This is a genomic window from Parasalinivibrio latis, from assembly GCF_036825535.1.
Classification (GTDB): Bacteria; Pseudomonadota; Gammaproteobacteria; order Enterobacterales; family Vibrionaceae; genus Parasalinivibrio; species Parasalinivibrio latis.
In genome coordinates this window covers 425,523-442,154 of the sequence record NZ_CP098812.1, presented here as the reverse complement: position 1 = coordinate 442,154, position 16,632 = coordinate 425,523, and the positions used below count along the sequence as shown (strand labels likewise).

5 protein-coding genes, 4 tRNA genes and 3 rRNA genes are annotated in these 16,632 nt (G+C 51.0%); 1 reads left to right on the top strand and 11 read right to left on the bottom strand.

All coding sequences use genetic code 11. The features are described 5' to 3' along the window. Positions 1-147 precede the first annotated feature (147 nt). The gene (locus NF212_RS02210) at positions 148-1,293 is read left to right on the top strand and encodes a glycerate kinase (protein WP_434358428.1); all 1,146 of its coding nucleotides are present in this window, start codon (positions 148-150) and stop codon (positions 1,291-1,293) included. A 65-nt stretch (positions 1,294-1,358) separates the two neighbouring features. Here the strand turns inward: NF212_RS02210 and acnB are convergent, their stop codons facing one another. The 11 genes from acnB to aceF form a co-directional block, all read right to left on the bottom strand. Next, the gene (gene acnB, locus NF212_RS02205; protein WP_434358426.1) at positions 1,359-3,956 is read right to left on the bottom strand and encodes a bifunctional aconitate hydratase 2/2-methylisocitrate dehydratase; all 2,598 of its coding nucleotides are present in this window, start codon (positions 3,954-3,956) and stop codon (positions 1,359-1,361) included. Positions 3,957-4,211: 255 nt separating this feature from the next. Then, positions 4,212-6,488 (bottom strand): patatin-like phospholipase family protein, encoded by a 2,277-nt coding sequence (locus tag NF212_RS02200; RefSeq protein WP_434358424.1) that lies wholly within the window; start codon positions 6,486-6,488, stop codon positions 4,212-4,214. A gap of 649 nt (positions 6,489-7,137) precedes the next feature. After that, positions 7,138-7,253 (bottom strand): 5S ribosomal RNA (gene rrf / locus NF212_RS02195). A 103-nt stretch (positions 7,254-7,356) separates the two neighbouring features. Further along, a 23S ribosomal RNA gene (locus tag NF212_RS02190) occupies positions 7,357-10,247 on the bottom strand. A gap of 256 nt (positions 10,248-10,503) precedes the next feature. Next, positions 10,504-10,579: transfer RNA gene (locus NF212_RS02185), tRNA-Ala, on the bottom strand. Positions 10,580-10,665: 86 nt separating this feature from the next. Beyond that, a tRNA-Val gene (locus NF212_RS02180) sits at positions 10,666-10,741 on the bottom strand. Positions 10,742-10,805: 64 nt separating this feature from the next. Continuing rightward, a tRNA-Lys gene (locus NF212_RS02175) sits at positions 10,806-10,881 on the bottom strand. Between the two features lie 19 nt (positions 10,882-10,900). After that, positions 10,901-10,976 (bottom strand) — tRNA-Glu (locus tag NF212_RS02170). Between the two features lie 88 nt (positions 10,977-11,064). After that, positions 11,065-12,617: ribosomal RNA gene (locus NF212_RS02165) — 16S ribosomal RNA — on the bottom strand. The 16S, 23S and 5S rRNA genes sit together here with 4 tRNA genes alongside, the layout of an rRNA operon. A gap of 506 nt (positions 12,618-13,123) precedes the next feature. Beyond that, positions 13,124-14,551: a dihydrolipoyl dehydrogenase gene (lpdA, locus tag NF212_RS02160; protein WP_434358422.1), complete on the bottom strand. Its 1,428-nt coding sequence runs from the start codon at positions 14,549-14,551 to the stop codon at positions 13,124-13,126. A 173-nt stretch (positions 14,552-14,724) separates the two neighbouring features. Then, positions 14,725-16,623 carry a pyruvate dehydrogenase complex dihydrolipoyllysine-residue acetyltransferase gene (gene aceF, locus NF212_RS02155; protein WP_434358420.1) on the bottom strand — a complete coding sequence of 633 codons (1,899 nt, stop codon included), beginning with the start codon at positions 16,621-16,623 and terminating at the stop codon, positions 14,725-14,727. Positions 16,624-16,632: the final 9 nt, after the last annotated feature.

Here is a 16,632-nt window from a genome sequence, read left to right as displayed (position 1 = left end):
TTGGCTGATTAATCCGTGATTTTTGTATTCTTGTCCATATTCAAACCCCAATGAATAGATAACAATGAATGTCAGCGCAGTCATTTCTGCCACTCATTCCATGGCCGGTCTGTTGTTATTGAAACGTTCGCATGAAGGAGCCCTCCTATGACCCATATCGTTATTTGCCCGGACTCATTCAAAGAAAGCCTGAGTGCCAGCGACGCTGCCCAGGCTATCGAGGCAGGATTTCGCCGCATCATCCCTGAGGCAAAATACACCCGAATCCCTATGGCAGATGGCGGTGAAGGCACAGTACAGAGCATGGTCGATGCATTGGGAGGCTCGGTTATTCCGGTCAAGGTTACCGGCCCATTGGGTGAGCAGGTTGAGGCTTTCTTCGGGATCAGCGGAGACGGGCAGACGGCTGTCATTGAGATGGCAGCCGCATCCGGCCTCCATCTAGTTCCAATAGCTCAACGAAACCCTCTGCTGACATCCAGTCAAGGGACAGGCGAGCTTATCCTTGCAGCTTTGGATAAAGGTGTCAGCCATATCATTATTGGCCTGGGTGGAAGTGCTACCAATGATGGTGGTGCCGGCATGGCCTGCGCACTGGGAGCCAGGCTGCTGGATGGAGAGGGGAATGATCTGAATCCAGGAGGGGGAGCTTTGGGCAAGCTTGACACGATCAATCTTTCCGGTCTGGATCCCCGCATCAAGAAAGTCCAAATTGACGTTGCCTGTGATGTTGACAATCCGCTTTGCGGGCCAAATGGGGCATCAACAATCTTTGGCCCTCAAAAGGGGGCTACTGATGAGATGGTGGCCATTTTGGACTCCAACCTCAGTCATTACGCATCGGTGGTTGAAAAACAGCTGAACTGCGATATCGCCAGTATCCCTGGGGCAGGTGCTGCCGGTGGGCTGGGGGCTGCACTTGCGGGTATATTCGGTGCAAGCCTGCGGCCGGGTGTTGAAATTGTGATTGAAACTGTCCGCCTCCACAACTATCTCGCAGACGCCGATCTGGTCATCACAGGGGAAGGAAGGATCGACAGCCAGACTGTTCACGGCAAAACACCGATTGGCGTGGCAAAAGCAGCAAAGCTCCACGGGCTTCCGGTAATCGGCATTGCCGGCGCAGTATCGGATGACAGTCAGATCGTCAGCGAGCACGGTATTGATGCGATATTTAGCATTACACCGAGAGTCATGTCTCTTGATGAAGCTCTGGATGACGGAGCCAGAAATCTGGAAAGGACAGCGGAAAATATTGCTCGGTTAATGAAAATGGCGGTGCATATCGGATAGGAAGGCTCTTCAAGGATGTAAAAAAAGAAGCGGCACTTGGCCGCTTCTTTCGATCCCAGCTTGGATTAAACCGCTTGCTGGATGATCACTTCTTCCGCCTTCTTGGTGTACTGACCCATCAGGTGGAAGTTGAGGTAACGGTAGGTATCCGCCGCTGTCGCATTGATCTGCTTGGCGTACTCCTGGTACTCCTCAACAGACGGGATACGGCCAAGAATCGCACCTACTGCAGCCAGCTCAGCTGAAGACAGGTAAACATTGGCTCCGGTACCCAATCGGTTAGGGAAGTTACGGGTGGAGGTAGACAGTACGGTTGCCTTGTCAGCAACTCGGGCCTGGTTACCCATACACAGAGAACATCCCGGGGTCTCAATACGAACACCGGCACGACCGTAAATACCGTAATAACCTTCCTCAGTCAGTTGGTCCCGGTCCATCTTGGTCGGCGGAGCAACCCACATGCGAGTACTCAGGGAACCACCGAATTTGTCGAGCAGCTTACCGGCAGCACGGAAATGGCCAATGTTGGTCATACAGCTTCCGATAAAGACTTCATCCACCTTGTCACCGGCAACGTCAGACAGCAGGCGGGCATCATCCGGATCGTTCGGTGCACACAGAATTGGCTCTTTTACATCTGCCAGATCGATTTCGATCACTTCTGCATACTCTGCATCAGAATCTGCTTCCATCAGCTCAGGGTTAGCCAGCCACGCTTCCATACCTGCAATACGGCGCTCAATGGTACGGCGGTCGCCATAACCTTCAGAGATCATCCACTTGAGCATCACAATGTTGGACTGTAAGTATTCAGCAATCGACTCTGGCGACAGCTTAATAGTACAGCCAGCTGCTGAACGCTCAGCAGATGCATCAGACAGTTCAAATGCCTGCTCTACAGTCAGGTTGTTCAGGCCTTCAATCTCAAGGATACGGCCAGAGAACGCATTGATCTTGCCCGCTTTCTCGACAGTCAGCAGACCTTGCTGAATCGCGTAGTAAGGGATGGCATGCACCAGGTCACGCAGTGTGATACCCGGTTGCATCTCACCCTTGAAGCGAACCAGTATAGATTCAGGCATATCCAAAGGCATCACACCGGTAGCGGCTGCGAACGCAACCAGGCCGGAGCCCGCAGGGAAAGAAATACCCAGAGGGAAACGGGTGTGGGAATCACCGCCTGTGCCTACTGTATCTGGCAACAGCATGCGGTTCAGCCATGAGTGGATAACGCCATCACCCGGGCGGAGCGCAACACCGGCACGGTTCATGATGAAATCAGGCAGCGTGTGGTGAGTTTGCACATCTACAGGCTTAGGGTAGGCTGATGTATGGCAGAACGACTGCATAACCAGATCAGCAGAGAAGCCAAGACAGGCAAGGTCTTTCAGCTCATCACGGGTCATCGGCCCAGTGGTGTCCTGTGAACCTACGGTGGTCATCTTAGGCTCACAGTACGTGCCTGGGCGGATGCCCTCAACACCACATGCCTTACCCACCATCTTCTGTGCCAGCGTAAAGCCTTTACCAGAATCGGCAACCGGCTGAGGACGACGGAATTCTTCAGATGGGCTCAAACCCAGTGCTTCACGTGCTCGGTCAGTCAAGCCACGGCCAATGATAAGAGGAATACGGCCACCGGCACGCACTTCATCAATCAGCACATCGGTTTTGAGCTTGAACTCAGCAAGGACTTCACCAGAGTCATGGTTAGTCACCTTACCTTCGTACGGGAAGATATCGATAACATCCCCCATACCCAGTTTGCTGACGTCAACCTCAATTGGCAGTGCACCGGCATCTTCCATGGTGTTGAAGAAGATCGGGGCAATCTTGCCACCCAGGCATACACCACCGCCTTTCTTGTTTGGTACACCCGGCAGGTCTTCACCCATAAACCACAGCACAGAGTTAGTTGCTGACTTACGGGAAGAACCGGTACCAACAACATCACCGACGTAAGCCAGTGGGAATCCTTTTTCCTGCAGTGCTTCAATTTGCTTGATTGGGCCAATAGCACCAGCCTGATCAGGCTCAATACCATCACGCGCATTCTTCAGCATTGCCAACGCATGCAGAGGAATATCAGGGCGTGACCACGCATCCGGAGCCGGAGACAGGTCATCAGTATTGGTTTCACCGGTTACTTTAAACACGGTGACGGTAATCTTCTCTGGCAGCTCTTTCTTGGCTTTGAACCACTCTGCTTCCGCCCAGGATTGCATAACCTGTTTGGCGTACTGGTTCCCTGCTTTCGCTTTTTCTTCAACATCGTAGAAAGCATCGAACATCAGGAGGGTATGGGAAAGAGCTGTCGCAGAAAGAGGTGCAAGGGTGTCATCATCCAGCAGTTGAATCAGTGGTTCAATGTTGTAACCACCCTGCATGGTACCCAGCAACTCAACGGCTTTTTCTTTGCTGACCAGCGGTGATGATGTTTCTCCGCGTGCTACGGCTGCCAGAAATCCGGCTTTTACGTATGCGGCTTCATCAACACCTGGCGGAATTCTGTTTTCCAACAGGTCCAGCAGTACTGTTTCCTCGCCGGCAGGCGGGGTTTTGAGTAATTCAACCAGGCCTGCAGTCTGATCTGCATCCAGTGGTTTCGGGACAATTCCTTGGGCAGCACGTTCTTCGACGTGTTTACGGTAGGCTTCAAGCACGACTATTTCCTCTTTTCACGGTTCAGCCGTCGCGGCTGAACATCCTTGGAAATGACTGTTAATCGGTCACTCGGTAGATTGCTTCCTGCTGCTCGCAAATATCGGCGAGGGCCTGTAATGGTCAGATTGACGTGTTGGGCGCTGCCGAGGTCGGGCATAAGATGGCGAAATCGTAACCGCGGCAGCAGCATAGCACTTTTAACTAAAAATTAAAATCTGCACAGCTTTCAAAACATTTGACTAAAGGCCAATAAATCAGAAATCTGCACCCAGAATCACATAGAAGGAATGATAGCCTCCTTCCATTGCTCCATAGGCGACGGTTAGCGGCCCCACAGGTGAGTCAATCCCAGCAAATATACTGCCTGCCGTGTAAAAAGGTATATCCTTAAAAGTGTAATCTGGGTTGTTCCACACACTTCCATATTCCAAAGATGTCCCAAGGTAAACCGGTGACCGGAATAGACCAAAGTCGTTATCAAACAACCGGTAGCGGTATACCAAGGATCCAAAGGCAATATTGTTCCCTGACATGCTGTTTTTGGGAATACCGGATAAATTGAGGAATCCACCGAGATCTTTAGGCCCAATCAGCAAATTACTCTCTTTTGACAACAGTTCCCCATACTGTGCCCTGACAGAAAATGTATGCCGTCCAACTGAGCCTGCAATACGGTAACTGAGATCCACCTGTTCAGTAGTTTCATGATCCCGGGAGCCGAAAGAATGACTGACATCATCACTGACGCCGTACTCCGCACTGAAGTATTGCCCTTGGGTTGGGAAATACAGACTGTCCAGCGTATCAACCTTAACGTTCACAAACCCCTGGCGGCGAGTAAACGTACCTTCAAGGCTTGAGCCTGGCACTTCGACGGAGCCGTCAAAGTAGCGGATACCCGATTTTAACTCAGCCCAAAGCTTAGGTTGCCATCCCAACGCAGCCTCACCCTGCCAGTCTTCATAGCGACTGTTAAACCAATAAAAACCATCATATTTCCCACTTTGTGGTGGCGGACGTTCACCGTCATAAAGGGTTATAATCCGTTGTGTTACCGCATACCCGCCACCCAGTGAGGCAAAAAACTGCTGATCAGCTGTCAGCGGATAATAAAGCGTTGTATAAGCCAGCTTTTCTGTACCCAACTCAAGCCGGGTTCTTAATTCTGCACCGTAATCACTTAGCCCGGTTGAAATAATCCCTACTCCCAATGAGTAGTTGGTTGGTGTCTCAAAGTTGTCTTCAATGGCAAACCTAAAATCAACGTAGTTTGGACCCCAACTTTTTTCCTCTACGTCGACCACCAATTCATTTCCTTCTTTGCTTGGCTCAACGTGGTAACGGATGGTTTCAAACCGGTCCAATGCGTACAGGTTATTGACTGCACTTTCCAGCTTCTTGGCATTCAGAGGGCCCGTTTTCAGATTCAGCCTGCTGGTAAGGACATCATCTGACAGGGATGTGTGGTTATGGATAACGATCCTGTCTATCTGGATTCCATCCCTCTTGTAAAGTGTCCGCCTGCGAAGTTGCTTTTCTTCCACATAGGCCTGGTATTCACCTGCTGTCAGGCTCAGTTTTTTCAATTGAGAAAAGGCCTGTTTTGTTGCCTCATAACCTTTTTCGTAGGCCTCAGGGACACGATTAAACTCAGTGGTCTCCATATCACCGACATCGGGCCTAAGGAGAATATCTTCAGGAGACATAAGCTCCATCTGCTTTTCAGCACTCTGCCTGACAAGGAAATTCACCAACTGACCAGAAACGGCAAAGTAGGAATCAAGCTGATCCGCTTTCAGGTAATCTGTACTGATATCCACTGCAATGACAATATCCGCCCCTAGAGCTTTAGCAACATCTACCGGCAGGTTATTAACCGAACCGCCATCAACCAGAAGCATCCCCTCCCACTTGAAAGGAGGCAGGGCACCCGGCACAGACATACTGGCTTGCATGGCATTGGTCAGTAGGCCGTGATCTATCACCACTGGCTTCATATGGACGATGTCTGTAGCAACAGCCCTGAAAGGGATCACAAGATCATTAAAACTTTTTAGCGAAGGAAGGTTGTTGGTAGACTCGCGCAGCAAACGCGCCATGGACTGGCCCTGTACTACACCTTTCGGTGTTTTGAATCCTTTCAGGTCAAAACCAAAATCTGTCTGGATGTTGTACCGGTCTTCGAAGTCTTTGTCTCCGATACGGCGGTCCCCCCTGGCAACCTTGTCCTGGTATCCCTCGTTCCAGTGCATGGTATCCATCAGCACCTTTATCTCATCGGCGCTCATCCCGGTTGCATACAGGCCGCCAATATATGCCCCCATACTTGTCCCAGTGACATAATCAACCGGTATATGCATCTCTTCGAGCGCTTTCAGCACCCCGGCATGTGCGGCACCTTTGGCTCCACCGCCCCCCAAAACCAATGCAATAGTTGGACGATGATGATTTTCAGCAGCATAGGTGCTGGAAACAGAAAAAAGGAGAGTGACTACCAATAGCGGCAGTACTTTGATCGCATGTTTAATCAAGACATGTTTCCCTGAATTTGAACATCCTATCAGGACGGATTTAGGCGCTTACTTTCTCAATCGGGACAGGATAAGGGGTCAACCTTATGAATCAAGAAACAAGATAAAGAATTGGCAAAAATATTGAAATTCTGGCGAGAGGCGAGAGGCGAGAGGCGAGAGGCGAGAGGCGAGAAAATGTATGGGGTCGGCGAAAGCTGCACAAGGCTTTTTCTCGCTACGCAACACTCCGTACGCGCCACTGCTCTTCCCTACTATTGTCCCAGGACCTTGTCTTCCCAGGTCCGGTTTCTTTTCCCCAAACGCAAAAAAGCCCTGACCGTCAGATCAGGGCTTCTTCTACTTTTTTGCCTTCATCTTTTTTCTAAAAAGATGAAAACCAATTTGGAGGCTGGCGATGTCCTACTCTCACATGGGGGTGGAGAAAGCACGCCTTCCGGCGCATGCGACGGGTGCTTTCGGAACGGGAGTGGCTATGCCACGACCTGGATGGCCCCACGGACGTGGACGGGCGACCGCGGGAGAGGACACCTCCTTGTATACCGGCATAAAGGCCATCCGTAACGCCCGCGTAGTGCTGTCTGTGTCAGCCTGTGCCCCAAACGCAAAAAGGCCATCCTTTCGGATGGCCTTTCTGGCGGTATTTAAAGCCTGGCGATGTCCTACTCTCACATGGGGAGACCCCACACTACCATCGGCGCTATTGCGTTTCACTTCTGAGTTCGGCATGGGTTCAGGTGGAGCCACAATGCTATGGTCGCCAGACAAATTCGGTACAATCTTGAAAGCTGATGTCTTCTAGCGTGTTCTCTTACACATTCAAGATGTTTGATTCTCTTGAGTACGCACAAAACCCCTTGGGTGTTGTATGGTTAAGCCTCACGGGCAATTAGTACAGGTTAGCTCAACGCCTCACAGCGCTTACACACCCTGCCTATCTACGTCGTAGTCTCCGACAACCCTTTAGGACACTTAAAGTGTCAGGGAGAACTCATCTTGAGGCTCGCTTCCCGCTTAGATGCTTTCAGCGGTTATCGATTCCGAACTTAGCTACCGGGCAATGCCACTGGCGTGACAACCCGAACACCAGAGGTTCGTCCACTCCGGTCCTCTCGTACTAGGAGCAGCCCCTCTCAATTCTCCAACGCCCACGGCAGATAGGGACCGAACTGTCTCACGACGTTCTAAACCCAGCTCGCGTACCACTTTAAATGGCGAACAGCCATACCCTTGGGACCGACTTCAGCCCCAGGATGTGATGAGCCGACATCGAGGTGCCAAACACCGCCGTCGATATGAACTCTTGGGCGGTATCAGCCTGTTATCCCCGGAGTACCTTTTATCCGTTGAGCGATGGCCCTTCCATTCAGAACCACCGGATCACTATGACCTGCTTTCGCACCTGCTCGAACCGTCATTCTCGCAGTCAAGCGGGCTTATGCCATTGCACTAACCTCACGATGTCCGACCGTGATTAGCCCACCTTCGTGCTCCTCCGTTACTCTTTGGGAGGAGACCGCCCCAGTCAAACTACCCACCAGGCACTGTCCTCACCCCGGATAACGGGGCCAAGTTAGAACATCAAACATACAAGGGTGGTATTTCAAGGATGGCTCCACGGCAACTGGCGTCACCGCTTCAAAGCCTCCCACCTATCCTACACATGTAGGCTCAATGTTCAGTGCCAAGCTGTAGTAAAGGTTCACGGGGTCTTTCCGTCTAGCCGCGGGTACACAGCATCTTCACTGCGATTTCAATTTCACTGAGTCTCGGGTGGAGACAGCGTGGCCATCATTACGCCATTCGTGCAGGTCGGAACTTACCCGACAAGGAATTTCGCTACCTTAGGACCGTTATAGTTACGGCCGCCGTTTACCGGGGCTTCGATCAAGAGCTTCATCCGAAGACTAACCCCATCAATTAACCTTCCGGCACCGGGCAGGCGTCACACCGTATACGTCTTCTTTCGAATTTGCACAGTGCTATGTTTTTAATAAACAGTTGCAGCCACCTGGTATCTGCGACTGCCTTCAGCTCCATCCGCAAGGGACTTCACCAAGGGCAGCGTACCTTCTCCCGAAGTTACGGTACCATTTTGCCTAGTTCCTTCACCCGAGTTCTCTCAAGCGCCTTGGTATTCTCTACCCGACCACCTGTGTCGGTTTGGGGTACGGTTACTGATAACCTGAAGCTTAGAGGCTTTTCCTGGAAGCATGGCATCAATGACTTCACCACCGTAGTGGCTCGACATCAGGTCTCAGCCTTAAGAGAAACCGGATTTACCTAATTTCTCAGCCTACACCCTTGAACCGGGACAACCGTCGCCCGGCCCACCTAGCCTTCTCCGTCCCCCCATCGCAGTTATCAGCAGTACGGGAATATTAACCCGTTTCCCATCGACTACGCCTTTCGGCCTCGCCTTAGGGGCCGACTCACCCTGCCCCGATTAACGTTGGACAGGAACCCTTGGTCTTCCGGCGAGGAGGTTTTTCACCCCCTTTGTCGTTACTCATGTCAGCATTCGCACTTCTGATACGTCCAGCACACCTTACAGTGCACCTTCAGCCGCTTACAGAACGCTCCCCTACCCAATACGATTAATCGCATTGCCGCAGCTTCGGTGTATCGCTTAGCCCCGTTACATCTTCCGCGCAGGCCGACTCGACCAGTGAGCTATTACGCTTTCTTTAAATGATGGCTGCTTCTAAGCCAACATCCTGGCTGTCTGGGCCTTCCCACATCGTTTCCCACTTAGCGATAACTTTGGGACCTTAGCTGGCGGTCTGGGTTGTTTCCCTCTCCACGACGGACGTTAGCACCCGCCGTGTGTCTCCCGGATAGTACTTACTGGTATTCGGAGTTTGCAAAGGGTTGGTAAGTCGGGATGACCCCCTAGCCTTAACAGTGCTCTACCCCCAGTAGTATTCGTCCGAGGCGCTACCTAAATAGCTTTCGGGGAGAACCAGCTATCTCCGAGTTTGATTGGCCTTTCACCCCTAGCCACAAGTCATCCGCTAATTTTTCAACATTAGTCGGTTCGGTCCTCCAATTGATGTTACTCAATCTTCAACCTGCCCATGGCTAGATCACTCGGTTTCGGGTCTAATTCCAGCAACTGCACGCCCAGTTAAGACTCGGTTTCCCTACGGCTCCCCTATGCGGTTAACCTTGCTACTGAAATTAAGTCGCTGACCCATTATACAAAAGGTACGCAGTCACCCAACAAGTGGGCTCCCACTGCTTGTACGTACACGGTTTCAGGTTCTATTTCACTCCCCTCACAGGGGTTCTTTTCGCCTTTCCCTCACGGTACTGGTTCACTATCGGTCAGTCAGGAGTATTTAGCCTTGGAGGATGGTCCCCCCATCTTCAGACAAGATAACACGTGTCCCGTCCTACTCGTTTTCACGCTAAAAGCATTGTCGTGTACGGGGCTGTCACCCTGTATCGCGCCACTTTCCAGAGGCTTCCACTAACACTTAAAACGCTTAAGGGCTAATCCGGGTTCGCTCGCCGCTACTGCCGGAATCTCAGTTGATTTCTTTTCCTCGGGGTACTTAGATGTTTCAGTTCTCCCGGTTCGCCTCGCTGCGCTATGTATTCACGCAGCGATACTGGCTTATGCCAGTGGGTTTCCCCATTCGGACATCCCAGACTCAAGTGGCTTTTACTGCCTTATCTGGGCTTATCGCAAGTTAATACGTCCTTCATCGCCTCTGACTGCCAAGGCATCCACCGTGTACGCTTAGTCACTTAACCATACAACCCGAAGGAGTTTCGAGTCATACGCGGACCAAGATTTGGTTTTCGCCGTACTCAAATTGAGTTGTGCTTAAAGCACTACCAAAACACTTGAATGTGTTTGCTTTGAGAACTTGTTTGCTTTCGCAAACAATCCAATCTTTCGATTGAATTACTAGTCAGCTTTCCAGATTGTTAAAGAGCATGTGTTTCGGTGTCTACAAGAGACAAGGAACCACTTTCTAAGGACACTTTTGCAAATGCGCTTAAAGAGTGGTGGAGCTAGACGGGATCGAACCGTCGACCTCTTGCATGCCATGCAAGCGCTCTCCCAGCTGAGCTATAGCCCCATATTTCTTTTTTCTTATTCAAGGCATGATTCGAGGACGTTTAGTTTACTAAACGACGAGATTCATAACGCAGAAGAAGAGAAAAGTGGTGGGCGATACCGGGCTCGAACCAGTGACCCCCTCCTTGTAAGGGAGGTGCTCTCCCAACTGAGCTAATCGCCCACAGGTTTGTTTCCACTTTTGAAAAAGCAGAACCAAAACAGTTTTACATCTTCTGTGGGGAAGATGGTGGGTCGTGAAGGATTCGAACCTTCGACCAATTGGTTAAAAGCCAACTGCTCTACCGACTGAGCTAACGACCCGTCGTTCACTTCAATGAAGTGGCGTCCCGTAGGGGAGTCGAACCCCTGTTACCGCCGTGAAAGGGCGGTGTCCTAGGCCTCTAGACGAACGGGACACTGTGCCAGGGTTTGGGTACCCCAACAAAATACTCTCTTTACTTTTCGACCAAGCAATCTGTGTGGACACTCATGAAGCAGTTTAGGTAAGGAGGTGATCCAGCCCCAGGTTCCCCTAGGGCTACCTTGTTACGACTTCACCCCAGTCATGAATCACACCGTGGTAAACGCCCTCCCGAAGGTTAAGCTATCTACTTCTGGTGCAACCCACTCCCATGGTGTGACGGGCGGTGTGTACAAGGCCCGGGAACGTATTCACCGTGGCATTCTGATCCACGATTACTAGCGATTCCGACTTCATGGAGTCGAGTTGCAGACTCCAATCCGGACTACGACATACTTTCTGGGATTCGCTCCACCTCGCGGTCTCGCTGCCCTCTGTATATGCCATTGTAGCACGTGTGTAGCCCTACTCGTAAGGGCCATGATGACTTGACGTCGTCCCCACCTTCCTCCGGTTTATCACCGGCAGTCTCCCTGGAGTTCCCGACATGACTCGCTGGCAAACAAGGATAAGGGTTGCGCTCGTTGCGGGACTTAACCCAACATTTCACAACACGAGCTGACGACAGCCATGCAGCACCTGTCTCAGAGCTCCCGAAGGCACACTCGAATCTCTTCAAGCTTCTCTGGATGTCAAGAGTAGGTAAGGTTCTTCGCGTTGCATCGAATTAAACCACATGCTCCACCGCTTGTGCGGGCCCCCGTCAATTCATTTGAGTTTTAACCTTGCGGCCGTACTCCCCAGGCGGTCTACTTAACACGTTAGCTCCGAAAGCCACACCTTATAGGCACAACCTCCAAGTAGACATCGTTTACGGCGTGGACTACCAGGGTATCTAATCCTGTTTGCTCCCCACGCTTTCGCATCTGAGCGTCAGTCTTTGTCCAGGGGGCCGCCTTCGCCACCGGTATTCCTCCAGATCTCTACGCATTTCACCGCTACACCTGGAATTCTACCCCCCTCTACAAGACTCTAGCCTGCCAGTCTCAAATGCAACTCCCAGGTTAAGCCCGGGGCTTTCACATCTGACTTAACAGACCGCCTGCATGCGCTTTACGCCCAGTAATTCCGATTAACGCTCGCACCCTCCGTATTACCGCGGCTGCTGGCACGGAGTTAGCCGGTGCTTCTTCTGCAGCTAACGTCAAATGGTGCAGCTATTAACTACACCACCTTCCTCACTGCTGAAAGTGCTTTACAACCCGAAGGCCTTCTTCACACACGCGGCATGGCTGCATCAGGGTTTCCCCCATTGTGCAATATTCCCCACTGCTGCCTCCCGTAGGAGTCTGGACCGTGTCTCAGTTCCAGTGTGGCTGATCATCCTCTCAGACCAGCTAGGGATCGTCGCCTTGGTGAGCCATTACCCCACCAACTAGCTAATCCCACTTGGGCTCATCTCTGGGTGCGAGGCCCGAAGGTCCCCCGCTTTGGTCCGTAGACATTATGCGGTATTAGCTACCGTTTCCAGTAGTTATCCCCCGCCCAGAGGCAGATCCCCAAGCATTACTCACCCGTCCGCCGCTCGCCGCCCAACAACGCTCCCGAAGGATTGTTGTTGTCGCTGCCGCTCGACTTGCATGTGTTAGGCCTGCCGCCAGCGTTCAATCTGAGCCATGATCAAACTCTTCAATTAAAGTTTTTTCAAACCCGAAGGTTTGGCTCAATGAATACTGTTATTCCTTATTACTAAGGAATGAATTGACTGTGCCGATATTCCTTTTCAGGAATCTCGTTTGGTCACTCGATTCATTGAATAAATCTTTTATTCTGTTTCAACGAGTGCCCACACAGATTGCATGGTCAAATTGTTAAAGAGCAATATCGACGTTAGCGTACGTTATCCTGAGACTTCGTTTTACCGCTTTCGTGACCGGAGTCACACTCCGTTCCCCGTCGACAGGAGCGCAGTATAGGGACTTCAGATTTTTCCACAAGCGTTTTTTCAAAAAAACAATTCAAGCGAACATAAAGTAAACAATGCGATTAATAAGCAACCTTCGTGGTGTGTTTTTCGAGCAAATCGCTGTGTAAAACAGGGAGACGTTAACACCACTTATCCCCAATCAGTGGGAAAAGCAAAAAAGACACCCGCAGGTGTCTTTTGAAAATTACTGTCTATATAGGTAGAGGAAGTATTAATTACTTCTTCTTTTTAGCCTTGGCATTTGGCAGGTCAGTGATTGTACCTTCAAACACCTCTGCAGCCAGACCCACTGATTCATGCAGTGTTGGGTGAGCGTGGATAGTCAGCGCAATGTCTTCCGCATCACAGCCCATCTCAATCGCCAGGCCAATTTCACCCAGCAGTTCGCCACCATTGGTACCTACGATAGCACCACCGATAACACGGTGTGTTTCTTTGTCGAAGATCAGCTTGGTCATGCCATCTGCACAGTCAGATGCAATCGCACGGCCTGATGCGGCCCAAGGGAAAGTTGCAACTTCGTAGTTGATACCTTCTGCCTTAGCTTCCTTCTCAGTTTTACCAACCCAAGCAACTTCTGGCTCAGTATAAGCAATAGAAGGAATCACCTTAGGATCGAAGTAATGCTTCTTACCGGCAATAACTTCTGCGGCAACGTGACCTTCGTGAACACCTTTGTGAGCCAGCATTGGCTGACCAACGATATCACCGATAGCATAGATGTGAGGGATATTGGTGCGCATTTGCTTATCAACGTTGATAAAGCCACGCTCATCCACTTCAACACCGGCTTTTTCTGCTTCAAGTACCTTACCGTTTGGCACACGACCGATAGCAACCAGTACGGCATCATAACGCTGAGCTTCTGCTGGGGCTTTCTTGCCTTCCATCGATACATAGATGCCATCTTCTTTGGCTTCTACAGCAGTCACCTTGGTTTCGAGCATCAGATTGAACTTCTTGCTGATACGCTTGGTGAATACCTTAACGATATCTTTATCGGCCGCAGGGATAACTTGGTCAAACATCTCAACCACGTCAATTTGGGAACCCAGCGCATGGTAAACCGTACCCATTTCCAGGCCGATAATACCACCGCCCATAACCAGCAGGCGCTCAGGAACTTCTTTCAGTTCCAGCGCGTCGGTTGAATCCCAGATACGAGGATCTTCATGTGGGATAAATGGAAGCTGAATAGGACGAGAACCAGCTGCAATGATGGCATTATCAAAGTTAACGACAGTCTTCTCACCGTCGCCTTCTACTTCAATAGAGTTGGCGCTGGTGAATTTACCGAAACCGTTCACAACGGTAACTTTACGCATTTTCGCCATACCAGCGAGACCACCGGTCAGCTGATTAATAACTTTTTCTTTCCACAGACGAATCTTGTCAATATCTGTAGAAGGCTCACCAAATACGATGCCGTGGTCAGCAAGTGCTTTGGCTTCTTCGATAACCTTAGCAACGTGCAGCAGGGCTTTAGAAGGAATACAGCCAACGTTCAGACATACACCGCCCAGGGTGCTGTAACGCTCAATCAGTACAGTTTCCAGACCCAGATCGGCACAACGGAAAGCGGCAGAGTAACCTGCAGGTCCCGCACCCAGCACCACAACTTGGGCTTTAATTTCTTTACTCATTCTGACCTCTTGTAGTCTTTTATCCCTGACAGGCCGGGACATTTTTTGTGTTTTTCTGGTTTTTATAGGACAAAGATTTTACAGCCCTGTTAATAGCCTGAAAAATCTAAACGCCGGGCCTGTGAGCTGGACAACACTTCCGCCCCCAACGGTGCGGAAGTGTGAATGATAAATTACAGTACCAGACGACGAATGTCTGACAGTACACCATTCAGGAATGTCACGAAGCGTGCACCTTCCGCACCGTCGATCACTCGGTGATCATAAGACAGTGACAGAGGCAGCATCAGGCGAGGTTCAAATTCCTTGCCGTTCCATACTGGCTTCATTTCAGACTTGGATACACCCAGGATGCCCACTTCCGGTGCATTTACGATTGGTGTAAATGCAGTACCACCCAGGCCACCCAGGCTTGAGATGGTGAAGCAGCCGCCAGACATATCAGATGCAGTCAGCTTACCGGCACGTGCCTTCTTGGAGATTTCCACCAGCTCGTTAGACAGCTCGTGGATACCTTTCTTGTTCACGTCGCGGACAACAGGAACAACCAGCCCGTTTGGTGTATCAACTGCGATACCGATGTTCACGTACTTCTTCAGGATCAGGCTCTCACCGTCTTCAGACAGAGAAGAGTTGAATGAAGGGAACGCTTCCAGGGCCTTCGCAGCCGCTTTCATGATGAACACCAGCGGGGTGATCTTCATGCCTGAATCTTTCTTAGCTTCAATGGCATTCTGTTCTTTACGGAATGCTTCCAGCTCGGTGATGTCAGCGTTATCCCACTGGGTAACATGCGGAATCATTACCCAGTTACGGTGCAGGTTGGCACCAGAGATCTTCTTGATACGAGACAGAGGCTTAACTTCAGTCTCGCCAAACTTGCTGAAATCAACCTTAGGCCAAGGCAGCAGACCCAGTGCAGCACCGTCACCCTTGCCGGATGCAGCGGCAGCCGCGCCAGATTCCAGACGCTTGAGAGCATCTTTTACGAAACTCTGAACGTCTTCTTTCAGTACACGTCCCTTACGGCCGGTACCTTTAACCTTCGCCAGGTTTACACCAAACTCACGAGCCAGGCGGCGGACAACAGGAGAAGCATGCGCGTACTCATTGTTTTCCACAAACTCACCGGCTTTTGCTTCTGCTGCCGGGGCTGCAGCTTGTGGAGCCGATGCAGCAGGAGCAGATGCCTGAGCTGCTGGTTGAGCTGCAGGAGCCGGAGCGGCTGCTGCCGGAGCACCAGCAACTTCAAAGACCATAATCAGAGAGCCGGTAGACACTTTATCGCCTGCCGCCACTTTGATTTCTTTCACGGTACCGGCGAATGGTGCAGGGACTTCCATAGAAGCCTTGTCACCTTCAACGGTGATCAGTGATTGCTCTTCAGCAATGCTGTCACCAACCGCCACCATGATTTCGGTCACTTCTACTTCATCACCGCCGATATCCGGAACGTGAACTTCTTTCGTTCCACCAGCGACAGGTGCAGCTGCAGGTGCTTCAACCGGAGCTGCAGCCACAGGTGCAGCACCAGATCCAGCTGTTTCGAATACCATGATAAGAGAGCCAGTGGACACTTTGTCGCCCGCTGCAACTTTGATCTCTTTCAGCACACCGGCGAAAGGTGCTGGCACTTCCATAGAAGCCTTGTCACCTTCAACAGTGATCAGTGACTGCTCTTCTTCGATGCTGTCACCGACTGCAACCATGATTTCGGTCACTTCTACTTCGTCACCGCCGATATCAGGTACGAAGACTTCTTTCAGCTCAGCCGCAGCCGGCGCTGCTGCAGGCGCAGGCGCCGCTTCAGCTGCTGGCTGAGGTGCAGTTTCAACTGCACCTGCTGCTTCGAAGACCATGATCAAAGAGCCGGTAGACACTTTGTCGCCTTCAGCGATTTTGATTTCTTTTACAACGCCTGCCTGTGGAGCAGGAACTTCCATAGAAGCTTTGTCACCTTCAACTGTGATCAGTGACTGCTCTTCTTCTACGGTGTCACCCACGCTGACAAGGATTTCAGTTACATCAACTTCATCAGCGCCGATATCTGGTACGTAAATTTCGATTGCCATTGTCTCGTC